At 70.5% G+C, this 25,923-nt stretch carries 25 protein-coding genes and 1 pseudogene; 20 read left to right on the top strand and 6 right to left on the bottom strand.

Annotated features, from left to right (window positions below):
* Positions 1 to 5 precede the first annotated feature (5 nt).
* The 8 genes and pseudogenes from ACT53Q_RS16380 to ACT53Q_RS16345 form a co-directional block, all read left to right on the top strand.
* Positions 6 to 1,931: pseudogene (locus ACT53Q_RS16380) on the top strand (heme lyase CcmF/NrfE family subunit); the annotation flags it as partial.
* A 102-nt stretch (positions 1,932 to 2,033) separates the two neighbouring features.
* Positions 2,034 to 2,570 (top strand): DsbE family thiol:disulfide interchange protein, encoded by a 537-nt coding sequence (locus ACT53Q_RS16375; RefSeq protein WP_476170179.1) that lies wholly within the window; start codon positions 2,034 to 2,036, stop codon positions 2,568 to 2,570.
* Positions 2,567 to 3,016: a cytochrome c-type biogenesis protein gene (locus tag ACT53Q_RS16370; protein WP_476187719.1), complete on the top strand. Its 450-nt coding sequence runs from the start codon at positions 2,567 to 2,569 to the stop codon at positions 3,014 to 3,016. Before ACT53Q_RS16375 ends, ACT53Q_RS16370 begins: the two co-directional genes overlap by 4 nt.
* Positions 3,016 to 4,041, top strand: coding sequence for a tetratricopeptide repeat protein (locus tag ACT53Q_RS16365; RefSeq protein ID WP_476187718.1), 1,026 nt, complete (start codon positions 3,016 to 3,018; stop codon positions 4,039 to 4,041). Before ACT53Q_RS16370 ends, ACT53Q_RS16365 begins: the two co-directional genes overlap by 1 nt.
* 16 nt (positions 4,042 to 4,057) lie before the next feature.
* Positions 4,058 to 4,825: a COG4705 family protein gene (locus ACT53Q_RS16360; protein ID WP_476187717.1), complete on the top strand. Its 768-nt coding sequence runs from the start codon at positions 4,058 to 4,060 to the stop codon at positions 4,823 to 4,825.
* Positions 4,826 to 4,831: 6 nt separating this feature from the next.
* Positions 4,832 to 5,785, top strand: coding sequence for an endonuclease/exonuclease/phosphatase family protein (locus tag ACT53Q_RS16355; RefSeq protein ID WP_476187716.1), 954 nt, complete (start codon positions 4,832 to 4,834; stop codon positions 5,783 to 5,785).
* An 80-nt stretch (positions 5,786 to 5,865) separates the two neighbouring features.
* The gene (gene metX / locus ACT53Q_RS16350; RefSeq protein WP_476187715.1) at positions 5,866 to 6,978 is read left to right on the top strand and encodes a homoserine O-acetyltransferase MetX; all 1,113 of its coding nucleotides are present in this window, start codon (positions 5,866 to 5,868) and stop codon (positions 6,976 to 6,978) included.
* 121 nt (positions 6,979 to 7,099) lie between these two features.
* The gene (locus ACT53Q_RS16345) at positions 7,100 to 7,741 is read left to right on the top strand and encodes a DUF2306 domain-containing protein (RefSeq protein ID WP_476187714.1); all 642 of its coding nucleotides are present in this window, start codon (positions 7,100 to 7,102) and stop codon (positions 7,739 to 7,741) included.
* A gap of 72 nt (positions 7,742 to 7,813) precedes the next feature.
* Here the strand turns inward: ACT53Q_RS16345 and ACT53Q_RS16340 are convergent, their stop codons facing one another.
* Genes ACT53Q_RS16340 through ACT53Q_RS16320 form a run of 5 tightly spaced genes read right to left on the bottom strand, consistent with a single transcriptional unit; the run spans position 7,814 to position 11,916 of the window.
* On the bottom strand, positions 7,814 to 8,896 hold the full coding sequence (locus tag ACT53Q_RS16340; protein WP_476187713.1) for an ABC transporter permease: 1,083 nt from the start codon (positions 8,894 to 8,896) through the stop codon (positions 7,814 to 7,816).
* A complete protein-coding gene (locus ACT53Q_RS16335) occupies positions 8,893 to 9,813 on the bottom strand; it encodes an ABC transporter ATP-binding protein (protein ID WP_476187804.1) in 921 nt (306 codons plus the stop codon). The genes ACT53Q_RS16340 and ACT53Q_RS16335 overlap by 4 nt, the downstream gene beginning before the upstream one ends.
* Before the next feature lie 35 nt (positions 9,814 to 9,848).
* On the bottom strand, positions 9,849 to 10,262 hold the full coding sequence (locus ACT53Q_RS16330) for a DUF4260 domain-containing protein (protein WP_476187712.1): 414 nt from the start codon (positions 10,260 to 10,262) through the stop codon (positions 9,849 to 9,851).
* Positions 10,259 to 11,236 carry an HlyD family secretion protein gene (locus tag ACT53Q_RS16325; RefSeq protein WP_476187711.1) on the bottom strand — a complete coding sequence of 326 codons (978 nt, stop codon included), beginning with the start codon at positions 11,234 to 11,236 and terminating at the stop codon, positions 10,259 to 10,261. The genes ACT53Q_RS16330 and ACT53Q_RS16325 overlap by 4 nt, the downstream gene beginning before the upstream one ends.
* A complete protein-coding gene (locus ACT53Q_RS16320; protein ID WP_476187710.1) occupies positions 11,233 to 11,916 on the bottom strand; it encodes a TetR/AcrR family transcriptional regulator in 684 nt (227 codons plus the stop codon). The genes ACT53Q_RS16325 and ACT53Q_RS16320 overlap by 4 nt, the downstream gene beginning before the upstream one ends.
* A gap of 101 nt (positions 11,917 to 12,017) precedes the next feature.
* Between ACT53Q_RS16320 and ACT53Q_RS16315 the strand changes: the two genes are divergently transcribed.
* The 12 genes from ACT53Q_RS16315 to modB all read left to right on the top strand — a co-directional run bounded on the left by ACT53Q_RS16315 (position 12,018) and on the right by modB (position 23,761).
* The gene (locus tag ACT53Q_RS16315; RefSeq protein WP_476187709.1) at positions 12,018 to 13,031 is read left to right on the top strand and encodes a PhoH family protein; all 1,014 of its coding nucleotides are present in this window, start codon (positions 12,018 to 12,020) and stop codon (positions 13,029 to 13,031) included.
* Entirely contained in the window at positions 13,028 to 13,951 is a 924-nt protein-coding gene (locus ACT53Q_RS16310) for a hypothetical protein (RefSeq protein ID WP_476187708.1), read from the top strand. Before ACT53Q_RS16315 ends, ACT53Q_RS16310 begins: the two co-directional genes overlap by 4 nt.
* The gene (ybeY, locus tag ACT53Q_RS16305) at positions 13,948 to 14,439 is read left to right on the top strand and encodes an rRNA maturation RNase YbeY (RefSeq protein ID WP_476187707.1); all 492 of its coding nucleotides are present in this window, start codon (positions 13,948 to 13,950) and stop codon (positions 14,437 to 14,439) included. The genes ACT53Q_RS16310 and ybeY overlap by 4 nt, the downstream gene beginning before the upstream one ends.
* 87 nt (positions 14,440 to 14,526) lie before the next feature.
* Positions 14,527 to 15,411 (top strand): HlyC/CorC family transporter, encoded by an 885-nt coding sequence (locus tag ACT53Q_RS16300; protein ID WP_476187706.1) that lies wholly within the window; start codon positions 14,527 to 14,529, stop codon positions 15,409 to 15,411.
* 146 nt (positions 15,412 to 15,557) lie between these two features.
* Positions 15,558 to 16,790, top strand: coding sequence for a hypothetical protein (locus ACT53Q_RS16295; RefSeq protein WP_476187705.1), 1,233 nt, complete (start codon positions 15,558 to 15,560; stop codon positions 16,788 to 16,790).
* Positions 16,791 to 16,892: 102 nt separating this feature from the next.
* Positions 16,893 to 18,125, top strand: coding sequence for a lipoprotein N-acyltransferase Lnb domain-containing protein (locus ACT53Q_RS16290; RefSeq protein WP_476187704.1), 1,233 nt, complete (start codon positions 16,893 to 16,895; stop codon positions 18,123 to 18,125).
* Positions 18,126 to 18,181: 56 nt separating this feature from the next.
* Positions 18,182 to 19,204 (top strand): magnesium/cobalt transporter CorA, encoded by a 1,023-nt coding sequence (gene corA / locus ACT53Q_RS16285; protein WP_476187803.1) that lies wholly within the window; start codon positions 18,182 to 18,184, stop codon positions 19,202 to 19,204.
* 134 nt (positions 19,205 to 19,338) lie between these two features.
* Positions 19,339 to 19,794, top strand: a complete 456-nt coding sequence (locus tag ACT53Q_RS16280; RefSeq protein ID WP_476187703.1) for a hypothetical protein — start codon at positions 19,339 to 19,341, stop codon at positions 19,792 to 19,794.
* A 181-nt stretch (positions 19,795 to 19,975) separates the two neighbouring features.
* Positions 19,976 to 22,033, top strand: a complete 2,058-nt coding sequence (locus ACT53Q_RS16275) for a carbon starvation CstA family protein (protein ID WP_476187702.1) — start codon at positions 19,976 to 19,978, stop codon at positions 22,031 to 22,033.
* Positions 22,008 to 22,220 (top strand): YbdD/YjiX family protein, encoded by a 213-nt coding sequence (locus ACT53Q_RS16270; RefSeq protein WP_476187701.1) that lies wholly within the window; start codon positions 22,008 to 22,010, stop codon positions 22,218 to 22,220. The genes ACT53Q_RS16275 and ACT53Q_RS16270 overlap by 26 nt, the downstream gene beginning before the upstream one ends.
* A 58-nt stretch (positions 22,221 to 22,278) precedes the next feature.
* Complete coding sequence (gene modA, locus ACT53Q_RS16265; protein ID WP_476187700.1) at positions 22,279 to 23,070, top strand: molybdate ABC transporter substrate-binding protein; 792 nt, start codon at positions 22,279 to 22,281, stop codon at positions 23,068 to 23,070.
* Between the two features lies 1 nt (position 23,071).
* On the top strand, positions 23,072 to 23,761 hold the full coding sequence (modB, locus tag ACT53Q_RS16260) for a molybdate ABC transporter permease subunit (protein ID WP_476187699.1): 690 nt from the start codon (positions 23,072 to 23,074) through the stop codon (positions 23,759 to 23,761).
* Positions 23,762 to 23,835: 74 nt separating this feature from the next.
* Here the strand turns inward: modB and ACT53Q_RS16255 are convergent, their stop codons facing one another.
* Entirely contained in the window at positions 23,836 to 25,917 is a 2,082-nt protein-coding gene (locus ACT53Q_RS16255) for a S9 family peptidase (protein ID WP_476187698.1), read from the bottom strand.
* Between the last annotated feature and the right edge of the window lie 6 nt (positions 25,918 to 25,923).

Genomic DNA, 25,923 nt, shown 5'->3' with positions numbered 1-25,923 from the left:
TCCGCATGCACCAGCTTCCCGAGTTCGGACAGATCACGCTCGTCCTGGCGATGCTGGTCGCGCTGCTGCAGGCGGTGCTGCCGCCACTGGGCGCGCATCGTGGCGTGACGGCGTGGATGGCGGTGGCGCGGCCGGCGGCGTTCGTGCAGCTGGCGCTGGTGGGCGCGGCGTTCCTCATCCTCGTCCATGCCTTCCTCGTGCAGGATTTCTCGGTGCGCTACGTCGCCGAGAACTCCAACTCGCTGCTGCCGGTGATGTACCGCTTCTCGGCGGTGTGGGGCGCGCACGAAGGCTCGCAGCTGCTGTGGGCGCTGATCCTCGCGGTGTGGACCGCGGCGGTGGCGCTGTTCTCGCGGTCGTTGCCCGACGCCGTGGTCGCCCGCGTGCTGGGCGCAATGGGCGCGATCAGCACCGGCTTCCTCGCGTTCCTGTTCTTCACCAGCAATCCGTTCGCGCGGGTGCTGCCGATGGCCGAGGAAGGCCGCGACCTCAACCCGCTGCTGCAGGACCCGGGCCTGATCATCCATCCGCCGATGCTCTACATGGGCTACGTCGGCTTCGCGGTGCCGTTCGCGTTCGCGATCGCGGCGCTGCTGGATCGCGAATCCTCCGGCCCCGAGGCCATCACGAGCTGGCTGCGCTGGACGCGGCCGTGGACCAACGTCGCCTGGGGCTTCCTCACCCTCGGCATCGCGCTGGGCAGCTGGTGGGCGTATTACGAACTCGGCTGGGGCGGCTGGTGGTTCTGGGACCCGGTCGAGAACGCGAGCTTCATGCCGTGGCTGGCCGGCGCCGCGCTGCTGCATTCGCAGGCGACCACCGAAAAGCGCGGCAGCTTCCGCAGCTGGACGCTGCTGCTGGCGATCGCCGCGTTCGCGCTGTCGCTGCTGGGCACGTTCCTGGTGCGTTCCGGCGTGCTGACCAGCGTGCACGCCTTCGCCGCCGACCCGGGCCGCGGCGTGTTCATCCTGGTGTTCCTCGCGATCGTGGTCGGCGGCTCGCTGCTGCTGTACGCGCTGCGCGCGCCTGAGATCGACGGCGGCAAGCCGTTCGCCGCCAGCTCGCGCGAGACGCTGCTGCTGGTCAACAACCTGCTGCTGACCGCGGCCGCGGCGATGGTGTTCGTCGGCACGCTGTTCCCGCTGCTGCTGGACGCACTGGGCAGCGATGCCAAGCTCTCGGTCGGCCCGCCCTATTTCTCGCTGCTGTTCATCGTGCTGATGACGCCGGTGGTGGCGCTGCTGCCGCTGGGCCCGCTGGTGCGCTGGCAGCGCGACCAGCTGTCGCGGCCGTTCAAGCTGCTGCTGCCGTGGCTGGGGCTTGCGCTGGTGGCCGGCGCGATCGCGTATGTCCAGGCGCCGCAGGGCCCGCTGAAGACCGCCGCGGGCGTGGCCGGCGCGCTGTGGATCGCGCTGGGCACCGCGCGCTTCGCGTGGCTGCGCGTGCGCGAGGCCGGCGGCCGCTTCACGCCGGAGATGGTCGGCATGCTGCTGGCGCACACCGGCATCGCGGTGTTCCTGATCGGTGCGCTGCTGGTCGAAGCGCAGTTGCAGCAGCGCGAGGTCGCGCTGCGCCCGGGGCAGACGCTGACCATCGGCCGCGACGCCTTCCGCTTCGACGGCGTGCGCGAGGCACCGGGCCCGAACTACCGCGCCAGCATCGGCACCGTGCAGGTACTGCGCGACGATCGCCTCGTGGAAGTGATCCACCCGGAGAAGCGCCAGTACCTCGGCGGCCAGGTGATGACCGAAGCGGCGATCCTGCCCGGCGCCACCCGCGACCTGTTCGTCGCCCTCGGCGAGCCGCTCGGCGGCGGCGCGTGGGCGGTGCGCGTGCACGTCAAGCCGTTCGTGCGCTGGATCTGGATCGGCGCGCTGATGATGGCGCTGGGCGGGTTCGTGACCGCCACCGACCGCCGGTTCCGCAAGGCACGCCAGGAGCCACACGAGCGCGCACTGCAATCGATGCGCACACCGCCGCCGGAACGCACCGGCGAGTTCTCCGACAACGTCGGCATCTGATCGAATACCGCCATGAAACGCTGGCTTCCCTTCATCGCCTTCCTGCTCGTCGCCGCGCTGCTGGCCGCCGGCGTGTGGCTCAGCCGCGATCCCGATCGCGACGCGCTGCCGTCCGCGCTGCTGAACAAGCCCGCGCCCGACTTCGCGCTGCCGGTGCTGCACGAGCCGACCCGCGTCGTCACCGCGAAGGACCTGCGCGGCCAGCCCTACGTGCTGAACGTGTGGGGCAGCTGGTGCGTGGAATGCCAGGTCGAGCATCCGGTCGTCACCCGCTTCGCCGAGACCAAGCGCGTGCGCGTGATCGGCTTCAACTGGAAGGACGAGCGCGCCGACGCGCTGGCGTGGCTGGAGAAGTTCAACAATCCGTACTGGGTGGTGCTGAGCGACGAGGTCGGCCAGACCGCGATCGACTTCGGCGTGTACGGCGCGCCGGAGACGTTCCTCGTCGACGGCCAGGGCATCGTGCGCTGGAAGCACGTCGGCCCGCTGACCGACGACATCGTCCGCACCGAGCTGCTGCCGGCGCTCGCCGCCACGGAGCGCAAGTGAAGGCCGCCGTCCGCCTGCTGCTGTGCACGCTGCTGCTGGCGCTGGCCGGCGCCGTGTCCGCGCAGAAGGCCGTCGACGCGACACCGCTGCAGTTCCGCAACGCCGCCGAGGCGCAGCGCTTCCACGACCTCGTGGTCGAACTGCGCTGCGTGATGTGCCAGAACCAGTCGCTGGCCGATTCCAACGCGCAGATCGCCGTCGACCTGCGCCGCGAAGTGCTGACGCTGATGCGCGAGGGCCGCGACGACCAGGCGATCCGCGACTACCTCGTCGATCGCTACGGCGAGTTCGTGCTGTATCGCCCACGGGTGTCGCCGACCACGTGGCTGCTGTGGTTCGGCCCGCTGCTGTTCGTGCTGGTCGGCGGCGTCGTGATCTGGCGGCTGCTGCGCCGCGCCCCCGCGACCGCGACGCCGGTGCCCGCCGACGACGCCCAGGAGTGGTGATGTCCGGTTCCGCCTCCGCCATCGTGTTCGCCCTCGTCGCCACCGTGCTCACGCTCGCGGCGTTCGGCCTCGTGCTGCACCCGCTGTGGCGCGCCCGCCCGCGCGCGGCCGCAATGCTCATCGCCGGACTCGCCGTGCTGGCGGGCGGCCTGTACCGCGCCGAAGGCACGCCCATGGCGCTGGACGCCGCGATGGTCGAACGCCCGGCCACGCTGGCGCAGGCGATCGAACAACTGGAGCGCAGCCGTGACCGGTTCCCCGATCAGGAAGGCTGGGTGATGCTCGCCGGCGCCTATGCGCAGGCGGGCCGCTTCGCCGACGCGCGCAGCGCCTGGGAGCAGGTGCTGAAGCGCGCACCGGACGAACCCGACTACCTCGCCGCCGCCGCGGAAGTGCGCGCGCAGGCCGATGCCGGCCATCGTTTCGATGCGCAGGCGGTCGGCTACCTCGAACACGCGCTGAAACTGGACGCGAACCACCAGCGCGCGCGCTTCTTCCTCGGCATCGCGCGGCGCCAGCAGGGCAAGGCCGCCGAGGCCGCGCAGTTGTGGGAGCCGTTGCTCGCCACGCTCGGCGACGAGAACGGCGCAACCCTGCGCGCGGAAGTCGACGCCGCGCGCCGCGACGCCGGCCTGCCGCCGCTGCCGGCGCCGAAGCCGGCGGAAGCGGCCGGCCCCGGCGCGCACGCGCTGACCGTGACGGTCGCGCTCGATCCCGCGTTCGCCGAGCGCGTGCGCCTGCGCGGCGACGCCACCGTGTTCGTGATCGCGCGCGGGCCCGACGGCCCGCCGATGCCAATCGCGGTCGAGAAGCACACCGTGTCGGAGTTGCCGCTGAAGGTCGTGCTCGACGACGGCGACGGCCCGATGCCGACGGCGAAGCTCTCGGGGGTGGGCGAAGTCGAAGTGCTCGCGCGCATCTCCGACAGCGGCTCGCCGATGCGCCAGCCGGGCGACATCGAATCGAAGCCGGTGCGCACGATGCTGCCGGCCAAGGGACCGGTCGCGCTCACGCTCGGCGAATGACCGGCGGCGAAGCGCGATGAACGCCGCGCCGTCCGCAGCCGCCCGCATCGTCGCCAAGGTGCCCGAGGTCACGCTCCGGTTCTGGATTCTCAAGATCCTCGCGACCACGCTCGGCGAGACTGGCGGCGACGCGGTGTCGATGTCGATGGACCTCGGCTACCTCGTCGGCACCGCGATCTTCTTCGCGCTGTTCGTCGTCGCCGTCGTCGCGCAGATCCGCGCGCACACGTTCCGGCCGGCGCTGTACTGGGCGACGATCATCGCCTCCACCACCGTCGGCACCACCCTCGCCGACTACGCCGACCGCTCGCTCGGCGTCGGCTACGCCGGTGGCTCCACATTGCTGGCCGCGGCGCTCGCGGTGTCGTTCTTCGCCTGGCATCGCGCGCTCGGATCGCTGGACATCGGCGGCGTCGCCGGACCGAAATCCGAGGCCTTCTACTGGCTGACGATCATGTTGTCGCAGACGCTGGGCACCGCGCTCGGCGACTGGACCGCGGACGACGCCGGGCTCGGCTACCTCGGCAGCGCGCTGGTGTTCGGTGGTCTCATCGCGCTGATCGCCCTCGCGGCGGCATTCACGCGGATCTCGCGCACGGCGCTGTTCTGGGCGGCGTTCGTGCTGACCCGTCCGCTGGGCGCGGTGGTCGGCGACTTCCTCGACAAGCCGCTGGATCACGGCGGCCTCGCGCTCAGCCGGTGCGGCGCCACCGGCGTGCTGCTCGCGGCGATCGCACTGCTGGTGTGGCGCCTGCCGCAACGGTCGGCGACGCGGGCGCACTGAGCCTCGATGTCGACGCCGCGCGACCCTCCGGCCTGGTGGCGACGACGCCTGCCGATCCCGTTCGCGAGTCTCTGCCTCGCCGGCTTCGCATTGCCGTGGCTGAGCGCGATCTGGCCGGCGCCGGTCGGCCTCATCGGCTGGGCGATCGATCTCGCCGCGCACTGGCAGTGGGCGTGCTCTGCGGTGTGGATCGGCCTGTGCCTGCTGTCGGCGCGGCGTGACCGGCGCTGGTGGGCGGCAACGCCGCTGGCGCTGCTGCCGCTGTGGACCGCGAGCCCGGCGCTGCCTCCTGCCCGTGACGACGCCGTGCCGACGCTGGTCGTCGCCAGCGCGAACGTGCACGCCGGCAATCCCGATCCCGCACCGCTCGCGGCATGGCTGCGCGCGCAGCCGGCCGATGTCGTCGTGCTGGTCGAACTCACGCCCGCGTACGCCGAAGGCCTGCAGCAGGCACTCGCCGGCCCCTATCCGCACCACGCGTTCTTCGTGGCGGACTCGCCGTTCGGCATCGGCCTGCTGTCGCGTCGACCGTTGCACGACGTCGTGCGCACCGACAGCGCCGACGGCATTCCCGCGCTGGCCGCGACCGTCGACACCGCACGGGGCCCGGTGCGGGTGATCGCCGCGCATCCGATGCCGCCGCTGGCGCCGCACTGGCAGCAGGCGCGCGACGACCTGCTGCGCACGCTCGCACGCGAGGCCCGGGTGCGCCCGACGATCATCGCCGGCGACCTCAACGCCACGCCGTGGTCGCGTGCGCTCGCCGATGCAGCGCGCCTCGGCCTGCGCCGCGCGACCGACCTCGCCCCTACCTGGCCGTCGGCGCATGTCGGTATTCCGATCGATCATGTCCTCGCCGGCCCGGGCTGGCGGCGCGGCGAAACCGCGCGCGGTCCCGACATCGGCTCGGATCACCGGCCAATCCGCGCCATTCTGTCCCTCGACACCCCCATGCAGTGACCGCCGTCGGGCGGGAAAAGCGGCGGGGCATCGCGTAAGCTGCCGGGCGCACTTCTCGCCCTGCCGCCTGGATTCCACGGATGACCGAATTCATTCCCCCCGGTACCCGCTTCGTCGACCTGCCGTCGCCGTTCCCGATGAAGCGCGGTGGCGCGCTGCAGGGCGCACGCATGGCCTACGAGACGTGGGGCACGCTGGACGCCGCGGCCGGCAACGCGATCCTGATCCTCACCGGCCTGTCGCCCGACGCGCACGCCGCCAGCCACGGCGACAATCCCGAACCCGGCTGGTGGGAACCCATGGTCGGCCCGGGCAAGCCGATCGACACCGATCGCTGGTTCGTGATCTGCGTGAACTCGCTGGGTAGTTGCAAGGGCTCGACCGGCCCCGCATCGATCGACCCCGCCACCGGCGCGCTGTACCGCCTGTCGTTCCCCGAGCTGTCGGTCGAAGACGGCGCCGACGCCGCGGCGCACGTGGTCCGCGCGCTCGGCATCGCGCGGCTCGCGTGCGTGATCGGCAACTCGATGGGCGGCATGGTCGCGCTGTCGCTGCTGCAGCGGCATCCGGGCATCGCCCACGCCCACGTCAACATCTCCGGCGCCGCGCGCGCGCAGCCGTTCTCGATCGCGATCCGCTCGCTGCAGCGCGAAGCGATCCGGCTCGATCCGCAGTGGAACAACGGCGAATACGACGACGCGGTGTATCCGGAATCGGGCATGCGCCTCGCGCGCAAGCTCGGCGTGATCACCTATCGCTCGGCGCTGGAATGGGACGGCCGCTTCGGCCGCGTGCGCCTGGATTCGATGCGCCGCGACGACGATCCGTTCGGCCTGGAATTCGAGGTCGAAAGCTATCTCGAAGGCCACGCGCGCCGCTTCATCCGCCGCTTCGATCCGAACTGCTACCTCTACCTCAGCCGGTCGATGGACTGGTTCGACGTCGGCGAATCCTGCCAGGTCACCTGTGAGCAGGGCCTGTCGAAGCTGCGCGTCGACCGCGCGCTGGCGATCGGCGTCTACACCGACATCCTGTTCCCGATCCAGCAGCAGCAGGAGATCGCCGACGGCCTGCTCGCCGGCGGCGCCGACGCCCGCTGTCTCGCCCTGCCCTCGCCGCAGGGCCACGACGCCTTCCTCGTCGACTTCGCGCGGTTCGGGCCGGCGGTGCAGGAGTTCCTCGCGTCGCTGTGACGGCCCCCCGCCCGCCATCGCGACCCTGCCGCCGCCCCTCGCCGCATTCACCAGGAAACCCGGGGCCGCTGCGGGCCGGCATCGAACGCAGCACATCCCGCAGAATGGATAAGGACATCCCATGTTCCGCTTCTTCCGGCGCCCGATCGCGCTCGTCCTGCTGCTCGCCGTCCTGACCGGCATCCCGATCCTGAATTCGTTCGTGGAAGTGTTCCAGATTCCGTCCGGGACCTACCCCGAAGACAGCGCCCATCTGGCCGTGGCCCCCGTCTCGTGGTTCCTCCATGTCCTGGCAGGCGTCGCGTTCGGCATCACCGGTCCCACGCAATTCGTCCGTGCCCTCCGCCACCGCTTCGGCAGGCTGCACCGGGTGCTGGGCCGGATCTTCGTGCTGTCGGGTGCGGCCATCGGCCTGTCGGGCCTGTCGATCCTCGCGCAGGTGACGTCGGTGAGGACGCCCATGGTCGGCATCGCCCGCGGCATCTTCGGCGTGGCGCTGCTGATCGCGCTCGCGATCGCGATGGCGGCCATCCACAAACGCGACATCATCCGCCACCGCGCCTGGATGATCCGCTCTTACGCGGTCGGCATGGGCCTGGGGACCGTCGCGCTGGTGTACATGCCGCTCTACCTGATTACCGGCCAGCCCCCGATCGGCCTGCTTTCCGACGTCCTCTTCGTCGTCTCGTGGGCCATGAACATCATCGTCGCCGAGATGGTCATCCGCCACATCGCCCGTTCACCCGCCAAAGCGGCCGGGTGACCATCGCGCGCGACGGTCACGGCGTCTCGCGGAGGCGATGACGTCCGCCGGAACGCCGTGCGCGCGCATCGATCAATCGAGCCGCTTCCGGAACCGCGAGATCGCCGCGGTCATCGCGATCGCCGAGAACACCACCAGCGCCAGCGCGTCCGGCCACAGCGACGGCAACGACGCCCCGCGCAGCATCACGCCGCGGATCAGGCGCACGAAGTGCGTGAGCGGCAGCACCTCCGCGATCCACTGCGCCGCCACCGGCATGCCATCGAACGGGAACATGAACCCCGACAGCAGGATCGACGGCAGGAACAGGAAGAACGCCATCTGCATCGCCTGGAACTGTGTCTGCGCGCGGGTCGACACCAGCAGGCCCAGCGCGAGGTTGGCGACGATCAGCAGCATCGCCGCGGCATAGACGTCGACCAGATATCCGCGCACCGGCACCGCGAACACGCCGATGCCCAGCAGCAGGACCACGGTGGTCTGGATCAGGCCCACCGCGACGTATGGCAGCACCTTGCCGATCATCAGCTCGGCGCTGGACACCGGCGTAGTGATCAGCAGTTCGAGGTTGCCGCGCTCGCGTTCGCGCACGATCGCCATCGCGGTGAACATCACCATCGTCATGGTCAGGATCACGCCGATCAGCCCGGGCACCACGTTCACCGCCGAACGGCGTTCGGGGTTGTAGAGCGGCAGCATGACGATCGGCGACGCGGACGACGACGCGCGGCCGTCCAGCGGCAGCGCCGTGAGCTGGCGCGCCGCGGACTGGACGGTCAGATCGCTGCCGTCGACGATCACCTGCACCGCGTCGCGGCCGTCGAGACGGCGGCGCTCGAAATCCGGCGGCACCACCACGCCGATCTTGATCGCGCCGCGGTCGAGCAGCGACCGGATCTCCTGCGGCGTCCGCGCCTCCCCGGCGCGGCGCACCACGCCGGCGGCATAGAGGTCCTCCACCAGCGCGCGCGAGCCCGCGGTGTTCGCCATGTCCGCCACCGCCGCCGGCAGGTTGCGTACGTCGAGGTTGATCGCGAACCCGAACAGCACCAGCTGCAGCGTGGGAATGCCGATCATCATCGCCAGGGTCATGCGGTCGCGCCGCATCTGGCGGATTTCCTTGAGCACGATCGCGAGGATGTGGCGCAGGTTCATGCCGCCTCCGCGGGCGAGGCCGGATGCGTGGCCGAGACGAACACGTCCTCGAGGTTCGGCTCGATGTCCGCGGCGTCGGCGTCGAGGCCGGCGGCGCGCAGCCGCGCGGCGAGCGTCGCGGCGTCGAGGCCGCCGGTCGTCAGCACGCGCAGGGCGTTGCCGACCTGCGCCACGCTGAGCACGTCCGGCGCGCCATGCAGCGCGGCCTGCGCGCGACGCGGTTCGGCCGCGCGCACGCCCAGTGTGCGTCCGGCCAGCGCGGCGGTGAGCGCGGCCGGCGTGCCATCGGCGACCAGCCGGCCGCGATCGAGGATGGCGATGCGATGGCAGCGCTCGGCTTCGTCCATGTAGTGCGTCGACACCAGCAGCGTGGTGCCGCGATCGGCGAGATCGAAGAGCTTTTCCCAGAAGTCGCGGCGCGATTCGGGATCGACCGCGCTGGTCGGTTCGTCGAGGAACAGCAGTTCCGGGCGATGCACGGTGGCGCCCGCCAGCGCCAATCGTTGTTTTTGTCCGCCGCTCATGGTGCCGGCGAGCTGGTTGCGGCGATCGGCGAAGTCGTAGGTCTCGATCAGTTCGTCGACCCGCGCCCGCCGCTCCGCCCGCGGCACGCCCTGCACGTCGGCGAGGAATTCCAGGTTCTCGCGCACGCTCAGGTCCTCGTACAGCGCGAACTTCTGGGTCATGTAGCCGATCCGCCGACGCAGCGCCTCGGCCTGCTCGGGGATGCGCAGGCCCAGCACCTCGATGTCGCCGGCAGTCGGCGTGAGCAGGCCGCAGAGCATGCGGATCGTGGTCGACTTGCCCGAACCGTTCGGCCCGAGGAAGCCGTAGACGTGCGCCTTGGGCACGCGCAGGTCGACCGCATCGACCGCACGCAACGCGCCGAAATGCTTGCTCAGCCCGGTGGCGCGGATGGCGAGGTCGCCGTCGGCATCGGCGGAGGCAGCGTTCATGCGGCTATCCCGGTCGCCGGGTGATCGCGACCGATGCGACCGAGGTGCGTCGTGCGGAAGCCCGTTGCGTATTTCAGGCCGTAGCCGAGCATGCGGTCGAAAACGACGTGCGCGATCCAGATCAGGCCCGCCGCCAGCACGGTGCGTTCGCCGCCGGCGATGCCGAGGGCGAGCGTCGCCAGCGGACCGACCAGCGCGTGCGTGACGTTGTAGGCCAGCGCACCGACGCGCGGACCGGCGAGATAGCCGAGGAATGCGAGATCCGGCAGCAGGAAGCACGCCGCGAACATGCCCCAGCCCGCGCCCCACCGTCCGTAGGCCCACAGCGCCAGCGCGAACAGCAGCGCCGCCTCCATGCGCAGCAGCGCGCGCACACCGCCGCGCACCGCGCCGTCGACGACGGCGTTCATCGCGACGCTCCGGCGAACGTGACCTGCACCGGCACGCCCGCGGGCAGATCGGTGCCGCCATCGAGCGTGATCTCGGCGAGATAGCTCAGCCGCGCCGCGTCCTTGCCGCTCAACGCGTAGTACGGCGTGAACGCGGGATCGCTGCGGATCGCGCGCACGTGCCCGGACAACGCCTTGTCGACGCCGTCGACGTGCACGCTCGCGGCATCGCCGACCTTCACGTGTGCACGCATCGGCTCGGGCACGTAGACGCGCGCGTACGGCGCGTCGCCGACCAGCAGGATCGCCAGCGGCGCACCCACCGGCGCCTGGTCGCCGAGCTTGTACGGCAGGCTGTCGATGCGGGCATCGCGCGGCGCGACGATGCGCAGTTTGTCCAGCGTCACCGCCTGCGCCGACGCCTGTGCTTCCGCAACGTCGACCGCGGCCTGCGCCTGGGCGATGCGCTCGCGGCGCGCGCCGTGTTCGAGTTCGTCCAGCAGCGCCTGCGCCGCGCGGACCTGGGCGTCGGCGCTCTGCGCGGCGGCGCGGGCACGGTCGACCTCGACCTTCGCCACCAGCTGCCGCCGGCCCAGCGGCTCCACGCGGCCGAGATAAGCCTGCGCGTCGCGCGCCTGCGCCTGTGCGCCGGCCAGTTGCGCCCGCGCCTGCGCGACCTGCTCGCTGCGTGTGCCCGCCTGCAGTTCGTCGAGCGCGTCGCGCTGCTGCCGCGCCTGCGCGCGCACGGCCTCGGTCTGCGCGGCGACGCGCGTCGTTTCCAGCGTCATCACCTCGGCGCCGGCCTTCACCCGCTCGCCTTCGTGCACCGCCACCGAGGCGATGCGCTCGGCCGCAGGCGCCGGCAGGGTGATGCGGTCGTACTCCAGCGTGCCGAGCACCTGCGTGCCCTCGTCTGCGCAGCCGGACAGCGCCGCGGCGGCGAGTAACAGGCCGGCGACGCGGGGGAAGGCACGGGATCGTGCGCGGACGTTCATGCGGGCAACTCCAGACCGGATTCGAGCAGGGCGATGACATGGGCGCAGAGCGCATCGGCGTCGATGTCCTGCGCGTCGAAGAGGCCGCGCCAGATCGGCGCGCTGGCGGCGAGGAACATCGTCTGGCCCACCAGCGACGGCACCAGCAGGCGCGGATCGAGCCGCGGATTCAGCTGCCCGGCCGCCTGCGCCTGCGCGAAGCGCGCGGCGAGCAGTTGCGGCAGCAGCGGACCGATGCGATCGAACATGAGCGTGCGCAGACCGCCGCCTTCGTGCAGCACCTCGCGCACCCACAGTTGCGGCAGCCACGGGTGCGCCATGGCGATGCCGAGCACGGCGCGCACGAAGCCGCGCACGATCGCGCGCAGGTCCTCGCCTCCGGCCAGCAGCGGCATGCGCACCGTCTGCATCACCGGCATCAGGCGTTCCTCGATCACCGCCTCCAGCAGCGCGTCGCGGTTGCCGAAGTAGTAGTGCACCAGCGCCGGCGTGGTGCCAGCGTCGCGGGCGATGTCGCGCAGCGAACTGCCGGCGATGCCCTGCCGGGCGAAACGCCCGACCGCGGCGTCCAGCAGCCGGCCGCGCAGATCGTCGCCGTCGCCCGGGGGACGGCCGGGCGCGCGCCGACGGGGACGGCGGGCCGGGGACGGCGACGTGGCGGCAGGGGCATCGGCAGGCATGCGCCATAATTAATTCATCGATTAATTAATGTCGATCCCGACCCGACGAACGGCGTCTCCGCATGGCGTTCGCCCCCGCCCCGCGCTAACCTGCGCGGCGTATGCAGACCCAAGCGCTCCACAGGCACCATCGCGATTTCGCGCTCGACCCGGCCGACCCCGAACGCCTCGCCAACCTCGCCGGCCCCTTCGACGCCCACCTGCGCCAGATCGAACTGCGCCGCGGCGTGGAGATCGCCAACCGCGGCAACGTCTTCCGCGTCAGCGGCGACGACGAGGCCGTCGTGGCCGGCGTCGAGAAACTGCTGCGCGCGCTCTACGCGGAAGCCGCGGACGTCGTGTTCGATGCACCCGCCATCCACCTGCGCCTCGGCAGCGACGAGGCCGCGGACGACGCCGGCAACGACGGCGCCGCCTACGCGCCGCAGGACGTCGCGGTGAAGGTCAAGCGCGGCACCGTGCGCGGCCGCGGCGCCAACCAGCAGAAATACCTGCACGCGATCGCCACCCACGACATCAACTTCGGCGTCGGCCCGGCCGGCACCGGCAAGACCTTCCTCGCGGTCGCGATGGCGGTGGAGGCGCTGAACACCGCGCGCATCCAGCGCATCATCCTGGTGCGCCCGGCGGTGGAGGCCGGCGAGAAGCTCGGCTTCCTGCCCGGCGACCTCTCGCAGAAGGTCGATCCCTACCTGCGCCCGCTGTACGACGCGCTGTACGAGATGCTCGGCGTGGAGAAGGTGGCGCGGCTGCTGGAGAAGAACGTCATCGAGATCGCGCCGCTCGCGTACATGCGCGGCCGCACGCTCAACGATGCGTTCGTGATCCTCGACGAGGCGCAGAACACCACCGTCGAGCAGATGAAGATGTTCCTCACCCGCCTGGGCTTCGGCAGCACCGCCGTGGTCACCGGCGACATCAGCCAGATCGACCTGCCGAAGACCGTGAAGTCCGGCCTGCGCGACGCCATCGAGGTGCTGCGCGACGTCGAAGGCGTGAGCTTCACCTTCTTCGAGGCCCGCGACGTGGTGCGCCACCCGCTGGTGGCGAAGATCGTCCGCGCGTACGACGCGCAGGCGGCGAAGACGGAGCGCGCGAAGGACGCGACGCCATGAAGACCTTCGCGATCGGCGCAATCCTGGCCGGACTCGCGGCCAGCGCCTTGGCCGCCGATGCTCCGGCGCAGGTGCCCTTGCAGCCTTACGTCGAGGAATCGCGGATCTCGGCACCTCGTGCATTCGAGGCATGGTCCCTCGATGCCCCCGAATACGATCCGGCGCAGCGACTGGCCGGCGTCGTCTTGCGCTACCGGGACGCAGCACGGCCGGACATGAAGATCACCTTCGTGATCCATCCGGCCGGCGACACTCCGGAACGCAAGGCATTGGGCGACGAGGTCGACCACGTCGCCGAAACGTTGCAAGCAGGTGCGGCGCGCACGGGATATGCGGATTTCCGGATCGCGGACCAGTCGGGTTTCACCGTGAAGATGCCGCGGCGTCCCGCCCAGTCGACGACCGTCGCGATCGGACCGCAACCGGTTCCCGCGAATGGTGTGGAGAGCGTCACCGTATCGCCTCATCCCGCAAGCACGGACCAGAAGCTCTATCCGCAGCCGCCGCTGCGCGGCAATCGCATCACCGTGACCTACACCGACCCGAAAGCCGGTGCGGACGGCGTGACGCCCGCGACGAAGTTCGTCTATGTCTTCGTCCGCCACATGTACTTCGTGCGCGGCACGATCACGTTCGATGGCACTGCCCCGGACAAGGCGCATCGCGCGGAAGCCGATCGCGTGATCCAGGGCCTCGTGTCCGGGCTCGAGATCGAGAACATCGGCCGCTGCGGCGACACGTCGGCCTATGTCGGCGACGTGGGCTCCGCAAGCGTCGGGCTCGTGTTGCAGGCCATGGACGAGATGGGCTGGCGCGGCTGTACGGGGACCTCGCGGGACGCGACGATCCGCGCGCCGGACGCGCGGAACGAGGTCGTCGCCATCCGCTTCGAACCCGGCGACTGGGGCGGCAAACCATGACCCAGGGTCCCATTCGCCTCGACGTCGCCGTCGGCTACGCCACCGCGCGCGCCGGGGTGCCCGCGGCGCCGAGTTTCCGGCGCTGGGTCGCGGCGGCGGCGGCAGGCCGCATCCGCGAGGCGGACATCGCGATCCGCATCGTCGGCGAGGACGAAGGCCGCGCGCTGAACCGGCATTACCGCGGCAAGGACTACGCGACCAACGTGCTGAGTTTCCCGGGCGAAATGCCCGAGGGCGTGAAGTTGCCCAAAGGCGTGACTCTGCCGCTGATGGGCGACCTGGTGCTGTGCGCACCGGTGGTGGCGCGCGAGGCCGCCGAACAGGGCAAGCCGGTCGCGCATCATTACGCGCACATGACCGTGCACGGCGTGCTGCACCTGCTGGGCATGGACCACCAGGACGAACGCGAGGCCGAGTGCATGGAACGGCTGGAGCGCGAAATCCTGGCCGGGCTGGGCATCGACGATCCCTACCGCGTGCAGGACTGACCGCCGGCGCCCCCGGCGCGGGGGACGCCCTCCGGTCTGACGCGTTACACTGGCCCACCCGCCCGCACGGGCGCCCCCAAGACGACGATGTCCGAGGACGACAGTACCCGCGCGCCGGATGGCGCCGCGAAACCGCAGGAGAAGGCCCCCGAGAAGCGGCGCTCCTGGTTCTCCCGCCTGACCGCCGCGATCTCCGGCGAGCCCGACAATCAGGACGATCTGGTCGAGCTGCTGCGCGACGTGCAGGCCGACGGCGTCATCGACGCCGACACGCTGCGGATCATGGAAGGCGCCGTGGCCATCTCCGACCTCACCGTCGGCGACATCATGATTCCCCGCGCGCAGATGGTCGCGCTGCCGGTCGACGGCAAGTTCGTGCCGCTGATGAAGCAGGTGGTCGAATCCGGCCATTCGCGCTTCCCCGTGCACGGCGAGGACAAGGACGAGATCCTCGGCATCCTGCTGGCGAAGGACCTGCTGCGCGGCGTGGTCGCCGACGACGGCCCGGGCACCGTGCGCGAACTGCTGCGCCCGGCGGTGCTGGTGCCGGAAACCAAGCGCCTGGACATCCTGCTGCGCGAGTTCCGCCAGTCGCGCAACCACATGGCGATCGTCATCGATGAGTACGGCGGCGTCTCCGGCCTCGTCACCATCGAGGACGTGCTGGAGCAGATCGTCGGCGAGATCGACGACGAGCACGACGACGCCGAGGACCCGAACGCGCTGATCGCGGCGCAGGCCGACGGCCAGTACCTGGTCGACGCGCTCACGCCGATCGCCGACTTCAACGCGCGCTTCGGTGCCGATTTCGCCGACGACGAGTACGACACCATCGGCGGCCTCGTCACCGCGGCCATCGGGCATCTGCCGGAGGCCGGCGAGGAACTCACGCTGGCGCGCTTCGGCTTCCGCGTCGCGCACGCGGACGCGCGTCGCCTGCACACGCTGCACGTGAGCGTGCACGGCACTTGATCGCTCGCCGTGCGCACAGGCGCACGGAAGCCGCACGGCCGTGGCGCTATGCTCGCCCGGCCGTCGCGGAAGGCATGGATTGCAATCGGACGAAACCGAACGGGCCGTGCGTCGCGACGGACGCCCACCCCACAAGGAGGTTTCCCGTGTCCAGAACGATCGCGCGACTGATCGCCCCGCTCCTGCTCCTCGCCGCCGGCCATGCCGCCGCCGCGTGCAATCCGAACGACGCCAGCGGCGTCGACCTCTACGACGCCCGCGTCTTCAACTGGCAGTACTACCTCAACGAGAACGCCGACCTCGGCGCCGCGGGCATCAATTCCGCCGCCGGCGCGCGCAACCACTGGCGCAGCAACGGCCTGTGCGAAGGCCGCCAGGCGCATCCGGACTTCCACTCCGCGCAGTACATCGGCCGCTATGCCGATCTCGCGTCCGCCTACGGCAGCAACTACGCGCTGGCGCTACGGCACTATCTGGTCTACGGCATCGGCGAAGGCCGCATCGGCTACGGGCCGAACGAAGCCACCGGCGCGTACAACCGCTGGACGGCGCGCAACGACATCCTCTCGGTGACGGCATCGCGGCGCGTCGCCGGCGCGATCGACAGCGTGTTCTGGAACGGCAAGGAGTTCATCAATTCCTACGACCACGGCCGCCAGCTGCAGCCGGCGCTGTCGAAGAACGGCTACGGCGAGTGCTACAACCCGACCCTCGCCGGCAGCGCGCCCGACGGCCTGAGCACCGGCACCAGCAGCCTGCTGGAAGCCGCGTCGGTGGCGTCCAGCCAGCTGTCGACGCAGACGCTGCCGGCGTTCTGGCTGGCGCCGTTCACCACCGATCCGCACTGCGGCGCCGTCATCAACACCACGACGCGCTCGAACTACCGCACGTACACCGACGTGCAGGTCGGCCTGCCCGGCATGCGCCATGCGATCCGCTTCATCACCCGGATCCATGTCCCGGAAGCGGTGAACAGCCTCGTCATCGAAGCACCCACCGGCTACCTCGCCGGCGACATGACCGCGTTCTACACCTACACCGACGCCACCCAGTCGCTGACGCTGCTGTCGCCCTCGCTGCCGATGGGCGAACAGAACAAGCCGCTGGTGCTGTCGACCCCGAGCGGCAGCCATGCGATGGGCGTGTGGTCGCCGTCGCTGCCGCAGCCGCAGTTCCCGGGCGCGGGCTACGGCCAGTTCCGCTTCCCGTCGTCGATCGAGAGCAACGCGACGATGAAGTGGAACGCGGTCTACCGCATCGGCGCGGTCGCCGCGGGTACCACGCTGACCTACACGACCTACCTCGCGGTCGGCAGCCTCGAAAACGTCCGAGTGACGCTGGCGCAGCTGAACCAGGCGTGGCGCAACGGCCAGCTCTGAACGCGTGACCCGGGCCATCGCCGCGATCGCCCGCGGGCGTAGTGGCGGCGGCCCGGGCACGGCGGATCGCGACCGCCCCGCCCCATGGCATAGTGCGCAGCCATGATCGCCACCCGCTCCTGCCTGCCACGCGCCGACACCGTGACGCGCCGTCGCCGCACCATCGTCCGGGGCCTGTTCGGCCTGCTGCTCCTCTGCCTGTCGGCGATCGCCTGGGCCGCGCCGTCCACGCCGCGCATCGGTGTGGCCACGATGCTGCCCGGCGAGATCTTCTTCGAACGCTTCGGCCACAACGCCATCGTCGTCGAGTACCCGGGCGCCGCGCCGGTCTCGTACAACTTCGGCATCTTCGACCCGGGCGAACCCGGTTTCGTCGGGAATTTCATCCACGGCGACATGGTGTACCGGCTCGCCGAACTGCCGTGGAACCAGGACCTGCGCTACTACCGCGAGACCGGCCGCGGCGTGCGCATCCAGTGGCTGGACCTCGCGCCCGCGCAGGCCGAGGCCATGGCCCGCGCGCTGGCCGAGAACGCGCGGCCGGAGAACGCGCGCTACCGCTACGAATACTTCACCGACAACTGCGCCACCCGCGTGCGCGACGCGATCGACCGCGCGCTGGGCGGCGACCTGCGCCGGCAGCTGACCTCGCGTTCGCGCGGCAACACCTATCGCAGCGAAGCGGTGCGCCTCGCGCGGCCGGCGTGGTGGATGCGCTGGGGCTTCGACGTCGGCCTCGGGCCGGCGGCCGACGCACCGATGTCGCTGTGGGAAGAGGCCTACGTGCCGATGCGCCTGGCCGAGGGCCTGCGCGAGGCCCGCCTGCCCGACGGCCGCCCGCTGGTGGCCGCCGAGGAAGAGGTCGCGCCGCACCGCGTCGCGCCGGAGCCGGCGGAACAGCCGCAGCCGTGGTGGCCCTGGCTGCTGGCGGGGCTGGGCATCGCGCTCGCGTGGCGCCTGCTGCATGCGCGCGCCCCGCGCACCGCGCTGGCGATCGCCGGCGTCCTCTGGTTCGCGGCGGCGCTGCTGGGCAGCGTGATGCTGCTGCTGTGGGTGGGCACCGAACACCGCTTCGCCTGGGCCAACCGCAACCTGCTGCTGTTCCTGCCGACGGCGTGGCTGCTGCTGCCCGGCCTGTGGCGCGGCCTGCGCGGGCGGGCACCGGGACGGCTGTTCCGTGGCGTGCTGGTGTTGCATGCCGTCGCCGCCGCGCTGGCGGTGTTCGTCTACTGGCTGGCCAATCCGCCGCAGGCCGACGCGCACTGGATCGCGCTGCTGCTGCCGATCCACGTCGCGCTGTGGCGCGGCGCGGACCGCGCGCCGGCCGCGGCCTGACCGGGCCGCGCGACTTGTCCGCACCGCGCTTGCCGATGCCGGCCGATCGCGGCACGATGCCGCGCATGCAGACGCCGTCCTCCGCCCCCGCCGCCGCGCCATCGCTGCCGGCCTGCGTGGTCAACTGCGCCGTGTACCGCGACGGCGCGCGCACCGACATCGGCCTGGACGACATCAGCGACGTGCTCGCGGTCGACGACGGCAGCTTCATCTGGGTCGGCCTGTACGAGCCCGAGGAAACCCAGCTCGACAAGCTGCAGGAGGAATTCGGCCTGCACGACCTCGCGATCGAGGACGCGCACCACGCGCACCAGCGCCCGAAGATCGAGGTCTACGGCAAGTCGCTGTTCATCGCCGTGCACACCGCTCAGCTGGTCGACGGCCACGTGCGCTTCGGCGAGACCCACGTCTTCATCGGCCCGCGCTTCCTCGTGACCGTGCGCCACGGCGCGTCGCTGTCGTACCGGCTGGTGCGCGACCGCTTCGAGCGCGAGCCCGAACTGCTGGCGCAGGGCCCGGCATTCGCGCTGTACGGCATCCTCGATTTCATCGTCGACAACTACCAGCCCATCGTCAACGATTTCCGCGATGAACTGAACGACCTCGAGCACGAGATCTTCGCCGAGACCTGGCGCAAGGACACCATCGTCAAGCTGTACGAACTGAAGAAGGAACTGACCCAGCTGCGGCTCGCCGTCGCGCCGCTGCAGGACATCCTGGCGCAGCTCAGCCGCAGCCCGATGGCGCTGTTCTCCGACGAAGCCAAGCTCTACCTGCGCGACGTGCTCGACCACGTGGTGCGCGTCAACGACGGCATCGACACCCTGCGCGAGATGCTCGGCGCCGCGCTCAGCGTCAACCTGTCGATGGTCGCCATCCACCAGGGCGAAGTCGTCAAGAAACTCGCCGGCTGGGCCGGCCTGCTCGCGGTGCCCACGCTGCTCGCGAGCTGGTACGGCATGAACTTCGAGTTCATGCCCGAGATCCACACCCGCCACGGCTACGCGGTGATGATCCTCGTCGTCGCGGTCGTGTGCATCGTGCTGTACCGCTACCTGAAGAAGGTGAAGTGGCTCTAGAACGAATGCGCATGGCGATCCTGCGCCCGGCGTACATACGACGAACGGATAATTCCGCCCGTCTCCGCGTTTGAGGACGCTCCTCGTGGCCCGACCGATGGCGATGCCATCCATCCACCACCAAGGAGATCCACATGAGAAAGACTCTTGCCCTTCTGTTCGCAACGGCACTGCTGGCGAGCGCCCCCGCGTTCGCATGGGACCCGGCAGCACCCGCACGCGGCGTGGTCGACACCTTCGTCGACAAGTGTCCGCAGGGACGCGCCACTTGCGCCCCCTTCACCGGTTACCGCGTCGAGGCGCAGGGCTGGGCCTGCACCAACCCGGGTGGCAGCTTCGACTTGCGTGGCCTGTCAGTCAGGGCCGCAGTGCTCAACCAGGTGGTCATCCCGCCCGTATTCCACCTCCTCCAACTGCAGAACCGTCCGGATGTCGTGGCGGCAGGTGCGTGCCCACAGAGCGCCGTGGGTTTCAAGGTCGCCATCGACTACGGTAGTGGCCCGGTGTACTACAGCCCGCTCCAGGTGTGGTTCCTCTACGACGGCGTCGTGCTGGACTCCTCGCGTCCCCTGATCATGGGTCCGCGCTGATCCACATGCATTGCCGCCCGGGCTGCCGTGCAACGGCGCCCGGGTCTTTGTCTGCCCCCCCCCGATCGATCCCCATCCCCGCACGCCTTGCCGCACCGCGCATTGACCGCGGGCCGGTTCGGCGACACCCTGCGCGCACGGTCGCGAGGGCCGGGCACGACACCAAAGCGGGAGCTCGACGATGACGGCGATGAAAATGGTGGGCTGGGGCGCAGTCTCGGTGTTCGGCGCGTTCGCGCTGGGGACGGTCGCGCTGTCGCGCGGGGAGACGATCAGTGCGTTCTGGATCCTGGCGGCGGCGCTGTCGGTGTTCGCGATCGGCTACCGGTTCTACTCGAAGTACATCGCCGAGCACGCGCTGCGGCTGGACCCGACCCGGGCCACGCCGGCCTGGCGACGCAACGACGGCCTCGACTACGTGCCGACCGACAAGCGCGTGCTGTTCGGCCACCATTTCGCGGCGATCGCCGGCGCGGGCCCGCTGGTGGGCCCGGTGCTGGCGGCGCAGATGGGCTACCTGCCGGGGATGCTGTGGATCCTGTTCGGCGTGGTGCTGGCCGGCGCGGTGCAGGACTTCCTGGTGCTGTTCCTGTCGGTGCGCCGCGACGGCCGCTCGCTGGGCGACATGATCCGCAGCGAACTGGGCCACGCCGCCGGGCTGGTGGCGATGGTCGGCATCCTCGCGATCATGGTGATCCTGCTCGCGGTGCTGGGCCTGGTGGTGGTGAAGGCGCTGGCGACCAGCCCGTGGGGCACGTTCACGGTGGCGGCGACCATCCCGATCGCGCTGCTGATGGGCGTGTGGCTGCGCTGGCTGCGGCCGGGCCGCATCCTCGAGGTGTCGCTGATCGGCCTCGCGCTGCTGCTGCTGTCGATCTGGCTGGGCGGCCGCGTCGCGGCGTCGCCGGAGTGGGCGGCGCTGTTCACCTTCGACGGCAAGGCACTGGCGTGGATGCTGATCGGCTACGGCTTCGTCGCGGCGGTGCTGCCGGTGTGGCTGCTGCTGGCGCCGCGCGACTACCTCAGCACCTTCCTGAAGATCGGCACCGTCGTGCTGCTGGCAGTGGCGATCTGCGTCGCCCTCCCCGACCTGCGCATGCCGGCAGTCACCCGCTTCGCCGACGGCACCGGCCCGGTTTTCGCGGGCAAGCTCTTCCCGTTCCTGTTCATCACGATCGCCTGCGGCGCGATCTCCGGGTTCCACGCGCTGATCAGCAGCGGCACCACGCCGAAGATGCTGGAGAACGAGCGCGACGCGCGTCTGATCGGCTACGGCGGCATGCTGATGGAATCGTTCGTGGCGGTGATGGCGCTGATCGCCGCCTGCGTGCTCGATCCGGGCCTGTACTTCGCGTTGAACGCGCCGGCGGCGCTGATCGGCACCACGCCCGAATCGGCGGCGCAGGCGATCTCGGCCTGGGGCTTCACGATCACGCCCGACGCGCTGACCGCGGCCGCGCGCGAGATCGGCGAAACCACGGTGCTTTCGCGCGCCGGCGGCGCCCCGACGCTGGCGGTGGGCATGGCGCAGATCCTGCACGGGCTGTTCGGCGGCGACGGCATGCTGGCGTTCTGGTACCACTACGCGATCCTGTTCGAAGCGCTGTTCATCCTCACCACGATCGACGCCGGCACGCGCGTGGCGCGCTTCATGATCCAGGAAGTGATCGGCGTGGCCTACCCGCCGTTCCGCCGCACCGAGAGCTGGACCGCGAACCTCGTCTGCACCGGGCTGGCGGTCGCCGGCTGGGGCTGGTTCCTCTACCAGGGCGTGGCCGATCCGCTGGGCGGCATCAACACGCTGTGGCCGCTGTTCGGCATCGCCAACCAGATGCTCGCCGGCATGGCGATGATCTTCGTCTGCGTGGCGCTGGTGAAGATGAAGCGCGAGAAATTCCTGTGGGTGGCGCTGCTGCCGACGACGTGGCTGCTGGTCTGCACGATGACCGCGGGCTGGCAGAAGCTGTTCCACGACGACCCGAAGATCGGCTTCCTCGCCAACGCACGCAAGTACGGCGACGCGCTGGCGACCGGCGACGTGATCGCACCGGCGAAGTCGATGCAGGACATGCACCGGATCGTGTTCAACAACCAGCTCGACGCGGCGCTGTGCGTGCTGTTCATGAGCGTGGTCGTGCTGATGGTGCTGCTGGGCCTGCGCGCCGCACTGGCCGCACGCCGGCAGGCGCAGCCGAGCGTGCAGGAGACGCCCTATGTCGCGTTCGACGCCGTTCGCTGACGGGCTGCGGGCGACGTGGCGCTGGCTGGTGCAGACCGGCCGGCTGATCGTGGGCGTGCCGGACTACGACCTGTACGTCGCGCATCTGCGCCGGCGCCATCCGGAACGCACGCCGATGACCCGCGAGGCGTTCTTCGCCGATCGCGTGCAGGCGCGTTACGGCCGCGGGGCGTCGCGCTGCTGCTGAGGCGCGGACGATCGCACCGCTGGTGTAGGCTGGACCGCCCGCCCCGCCACCGATCCGCATGCCTCGCCTGATCGCCCTCCTGCTGTCGTCGTTCGCGCTGCTCGGCGCCGCGTTGTTCGCCGCGCAGGCCATCGCCGCACCCGCGAAGCCCGCGCCCGAACCCATCCTCGTCTTCGCCGCCGCCAGCCTGCAGGGCAGCCTGGACGACGTCGCCACTGCATGGACCAAACGCAGCGGGCAGCCGGTGAAGATCAGCTACGCCGGAAGCGCCGCGCTGGCGAAGCAGATCGCGCAGGGCGCGCCGGCCGATGTCTTCGTCTCCGCCGACGAACAGTGGATGGACACGCTGCAGGCGCAGGGCACGATCGATCCGGCGACGCGCTTCGACCTCGTCGGCAACCGGCTGGTGCTGATCGCGCCGGTGGACGGCGGCCCGCGCACGGTCGCGCTGACGCAACGCGGGCTGGCGGCAGCGCTCGGCAATGGCCGCATCGCGATGGCGGAAACGACCACGGTTCCGGCCGGTCGCTACGGCCGCGCGGCGCTGACTGCGCTGAACCTGTGGACGACGGTCTCCGCGCATCTCGCCGAGAGCGACAACGTGCGCGGCGCGCTGGCCTTCGTCGCCCGCGGCGAAGCGCCGCTGGGCATCGTCTATGCCACGGATGCACGGGCCGAGCCGCGCGTGCGCGTCGTCGCGACGTTCCCCGCGCGCACGCATCCGCGCATCGTCTACCCGGCCGCGCGCGTGCGCGCCGCCGACGCGCGCCGCAGCGCTGGCTTCCTCGCGTACCTGCGCGGGCGCGAGGCGCAGGCCGCGTTCGCGCGCGCCGGCTTCACCGCGCCCTGACGTGTTCGCGCCGGAGGAAACCTCGGCGATTTTTCTGAGCCTGCGCGTGGCGGCGCTGGCGGTCGCGGTGTCGCTGCCGTTCGCGCTGCTCGCGGCGCACGTGCTGGCGCGCGGGCGCTTCCGCGGCAAGGCATTGCTCGACGCCCTGATCCACCTGCCGCTGCTGATGCCGCCGGTGCTGACCGGCTACGTGCTGCTGGTGCTGCTGGGCCGGCAGGGCGCGATCGGGCACTGGCTGTACGCGTGGTTCGGCCTCACGTTCGCCTTCCGCTGGACCGGCGCGGTGATCGCCGCCGCGGTGATGGCGTTCCCGCTGTTCGTGCGCGCGATCCGGCTGTCGATGGAAGCGATCCCGCGCGAAGTGCACGAGGCCGCGTCGGGCCTCGGCGCGCGGCCGTGGGCGGCGTTCCGGCAGGTGACGCTGCCGCTGAGCCTGCCCGGCATCGTCGCCGGCATGAGCCTCGCGTTCGCGAAGGCGCTGGGCGAATTCGGCGCGACCATCAGCTTCGTGTCGAACATCCCCGGCGAGACGCGCACGATCGCGCTGGCGATGTACACGCTGATCGAACGCCCCGACGGCGGCGACGGCATGCTGCGACTCGCCGCGGTGTCGCTGGCGCTGGCGTTCGGCGCGCTGCTGCTGTCGGAATGGATGGTGCGACGCTCGGCGTATCGCCGGCCGCCGGAGTGAGCGCCTTGCGCGACGCCTGAAACGACGAAGCCCCGGCATGGCCGGGGCTTCGCACGTGCGGAACGGAGACGACCTCAGTTGCCGATGTGCTGCTTCAGCCAGCCGTTGACCGTCTCGTGCCACTGCACGCTGTTCTGCGGCTTCAGCACCCAGTGGTTCTCGTCGGGGAAATACAGGAACTTCGACTCGATGCCCTGGCGCTGCAGCGCGGTGAACACGCCGATGCCCTGCTCCACCGGGATGCGGAAATCCTGCTGGCCATGGATGACCAGCATCGGCACCTTCCACTTCGACACGTGGTCGACCGGGTTGAACTTCTCGTAGTTCTGCGCGACCTCGAACGGCGTGCCGCCCTGCTCCCACTCGGTGAACCACAGTTCCTCGGTGGCATAGCCCATCATGCGCTGGTCGAACACGCCGTCGTGGCTGACCAGGCATTTCCACGGCGAATTCCAGTTGCCGGCGATCCAGTTGACCATGAAGCCGCCGTAGCTGGCACCGAGCGCACAGGCGCGGCCGCCGTCGAGGAACGCGTACTTCTTCAGCGCCGCATCCCAGCCCTTCTGCAGGTCTTCCAGCGGGCGGTCGCCCCAGTGCTGGCTGATCGCGTCGGTGAACTTCTGGCCGTAGCCGGTCGAACCGTGGAAATCGATCATCACCACCGCGTAGCCCTGGCCCGCGTAGGTCTGCGGATTCCAGCGATAGCTCCAGCCGTCGCCGAAGCTGCCCTGCGGGCCGCCGTGGATGAGGAACGCGACCGGATACTTCTTGCCGGCTTCGTAGTTCCACGGCTTGACCACGTAGCCGTGCACGGTCTCGTCGTTCCAGCCCGGGAAGGCGAACTGCTCGTAGTCGCCGAAACGCACCGCCGGCAGCATCTCGCCGGCAGTCGGCGTGATCGCGCGCGGTTTGGCCTTGCCGTCGGCGGTGGTGGTGCGGATCGTGTCGCCGCTCTTGAGCGAGTTCGACGCGATCGCCAGCGTGCCGCCGGCCAGCGCGAACGACGACACCGAACCGTCCTTCCAGATCGAAGTCACTTCGCCGTTCTTCAGCGACACCGAGAACAGCGGGTGGCGGCCGAGTTCCTGCGCGGTGGTGTAGATCGACTGACCGTCGGCCGACAACGTGATGCCGTCCGCGGACGCGTCCCACTTCGACGCGATCTCGCGGGTCTTGCCCGACGCCAGGTCCATCGCCATCAGCGCGAAGCGGTCGGCCTCGAAGCCGGGCCGCGCCATCGCGCGGTAGTACAGCATCTTGCCGTCGGCGGAGAACACCGGGCCGGTGTCCCAGGCCTTGTTCGCTTCGGTCAGGTTGCGCGCCGCGCCCTTGCCGTCGGCCGACACGAGATACAGGTCGAAGTTGGTGCTCCACGGCTCGGTGCGATCGGCCTTGCGCGCCGACAGCACCAGCGACTTGCCGTCGGGCGACCAGGTGAACTCGTCGTCGCCCCCGAACGGCTTCGACGGCACGTCGCCGATCACGTCGGCGCCGACCAGCGTCGCCGTCTTGATCGTCGCGTCGCCCAGCGGCGCGACGAAGAGGCGGTTGAGCTTGCCTTCGTTCCACGCATCCCAGTGGCGGATGAACATGCGGTCGAACACCACGCCGGTGGTCTTGCGCTTGCCGGCGGCGTCCGCCTTCTGCTTCGTGCAGTCGAGGTCGCCGGCGCAGTCGGGATAAGTCTCCAGACCGAGCGCGACCTGCATGCCGTCGGGCGAGAACTTGTACGTGCCGACGTCCAGCGGCAGGTCGGTGACCTGCTTCGGCATGCCGCCGGCGGCGGGAATGGCATACAGCTGCTGGCTGCCCGACTTGGCGCTGAGGAAGTAGACGGTCTTGCCGTCATTGGAGAACGCCGGCGAATTGACGTTCCAGCCTTCGGGCGTGAGCCGCTTCGGCGGCGCCGCGTCGCGCGCGACGAGATTCTCGATCCACAGCCCGGTGCTGCCCTTGTTGGCGTCGAAATCGACGACGCGCTTGGCGAACACCAGCAGGCGGCCGTCGGGCGAGAGCGTCGGCGATGAATAGCGATCGAGCGTGGCCATGTCGCGCGGCTGGAAACCGCGGGCGGGCTCGGCGGAACCGGTGGCGGCGTGGGCGGCCAACGGCGCCAGCGCCAGCGCGAGACAGAGGGAAAGGCGGGTCGGGGACATCGAAGG

The organism is Lysobacter sp. DMC97, from assembly GCF_056313745.1.
This window is presented reverse-complemented; position numbering and strand designations above follow the sequence as displayed.

Excerpts from the sequence above, each read along its gene's own strand:
- ACT53Q_RS16375 (WP_476170179.1), top strand. The coding sequence starts at position 2,034 with ATGAAACGCTGGCTTCCCTTCATCGCCTTCCTGCTCGTCGCCGCGCTG.
- ACT53Q_RS16365 (WP_476187718.1), top strand. The coding sequence starts at position 3,016 with ATGTCCGGTTCCGCCTCCGCCATCGTGTTCGCCCTCGTCGCCACCGTG.
- ACT53Q_RS16360 (WP_476187717.1), top strand. The coding sequence starts at position 4,058 with ATGAACGCCGCGCCGTCCGCAGCCGCCCGCATCGTCGCCAAGGTGCCC.
- ACT53Q_RS16355 (WP_476187716.1), top strand. The coding sequence starts at position 4,832 with ATGTCGACGCCGCGCGACCCTCCGGCCTGGTGGCGACGACGCCTGCCG.
- metX (WP_476187715.1), top strand. The coding sequence starts at position 5,866 with ATGACCGAATTCATTCCCCCCGGTACCCGCTTCGTCGACCTGCCGTCG.
- ACT53Q_RS16345 (WP_476187714.1), top strand. The coding sequence starts at position 7,100 with ATGTTCCGCTTCTTCCGGCGCCCGATCGCGCTCGTCCTGCTGCTCGCC.
- ACT53Q_RS16340 (WP_476187713.1), bottom strand. The coding sequence starts at position 8,896 with ATGAACCTGCGCCACATCCTCGCGATCGTGCTCAAGGAAATCCGCCAG.
- ACT53Q_RS16330 (WP_476187712.1), bottom strand. The coding sequence starts at position 10,262 with ATGAACGCCGTCGTCGACGGCGCGGTGCGCGGCGGTGTGCGCGCGCTG.
- ACT53Q_RS16325 (WP_476187711.1), bottom strand. The coding sequence starts at position 11,236 with ATGAACGTCCGCGCACGATCCCGTGCCTTCCCCCGCGTCGCCGGCCTG.
- ACT53Q_RS16320 (WP_476187710.1), bottom strand. The coding sequence starts at position 11,916 with ATGCCTGCCGATGCCCCTGCCGCCACGTCGCCGTCCCCGGCCCGCCGT.
- ACT53Q_RS16315 (WP_476187709.1), top strand. The coding sequence starts at position 12,018 with ATGCAGACCCAAGCGCTCCACAGGCACCATCGCGATTTCGCGCTCGAC.
- ACT53Q_RS16310 (WP_476187708.1), top strand. The coding sequence starts at position 13,028 with ATGAAGACCTTCGCGATCGGCGCAATCCTGGCCGGACTCGCGGCCAGC.
- ybeY (WP_476187707.1), top strand. The coding sequence starts at position 13,948 with ATGACCCAGGGTCCCATTCGCCTCGACGTCGCCGTCGGCTACGCCACC.
- ACT53Q_RS16300 (WP_476187706.1), top strand. The coding sequence starts at position 14,527 with ATGTCCGAGGACGACAGTACCCGCGCGCCGGATGGCGCCGCGAAACCG.
- ACT53Q_RS16290 (WP_476187704.1), top strand. The coding sequence starts at position 16,893 with ATGATCGCCACCCGCTCCTGCCTGCCACGCGCCGACACCGTGACGCGC.
- corA (WP_476187803.1), top strand. The coding sequence starts at position 18,182 with ATGCCGCGCATGCAGACGCCGTCCTCCGCCCCCGCCGCCGCGCCATCG.
- ACT53Q_RS16280 (WP_476187703.1), top strand. The coding sequence starts at position 19,339 with ATGAGAAAGACTCTTGCCCTTCTGTTCGCAACGGCACTGCTGGCGAGC.
- ACT53Q_RS16275 (WP_476187702.1), top strand. The coding sequence starts at position 19,976 with ATGACGGCGATGAAAATGGTGGGCTGGGGCGCAGTCTCGGTGTTCGGC.
- ACT53Q_RS16270 (WP_476187701.1), top strand. The coding sequence starts at position 22,008 with ATGTCGCGTTCGACGCCGTTCGCTGACGGGCTGCGGGCGACGTGGCGC.
- modA (WP_476187700.1), top strand. The coding sequence starts at position 22,279 with ATGCCTCGCCTGATCGCCCTCCTGCTGTCGTCGTTCGCGCTGCTCGGC.
- ACT53Q_RS16255 (WP_476187698.1), bottom strand. The coding sequence starts at position 25,917 with ATGTCCCCGACCCGCCTTTCCCTCTGTCTCGCGCTGGCGCTGGCGCCG.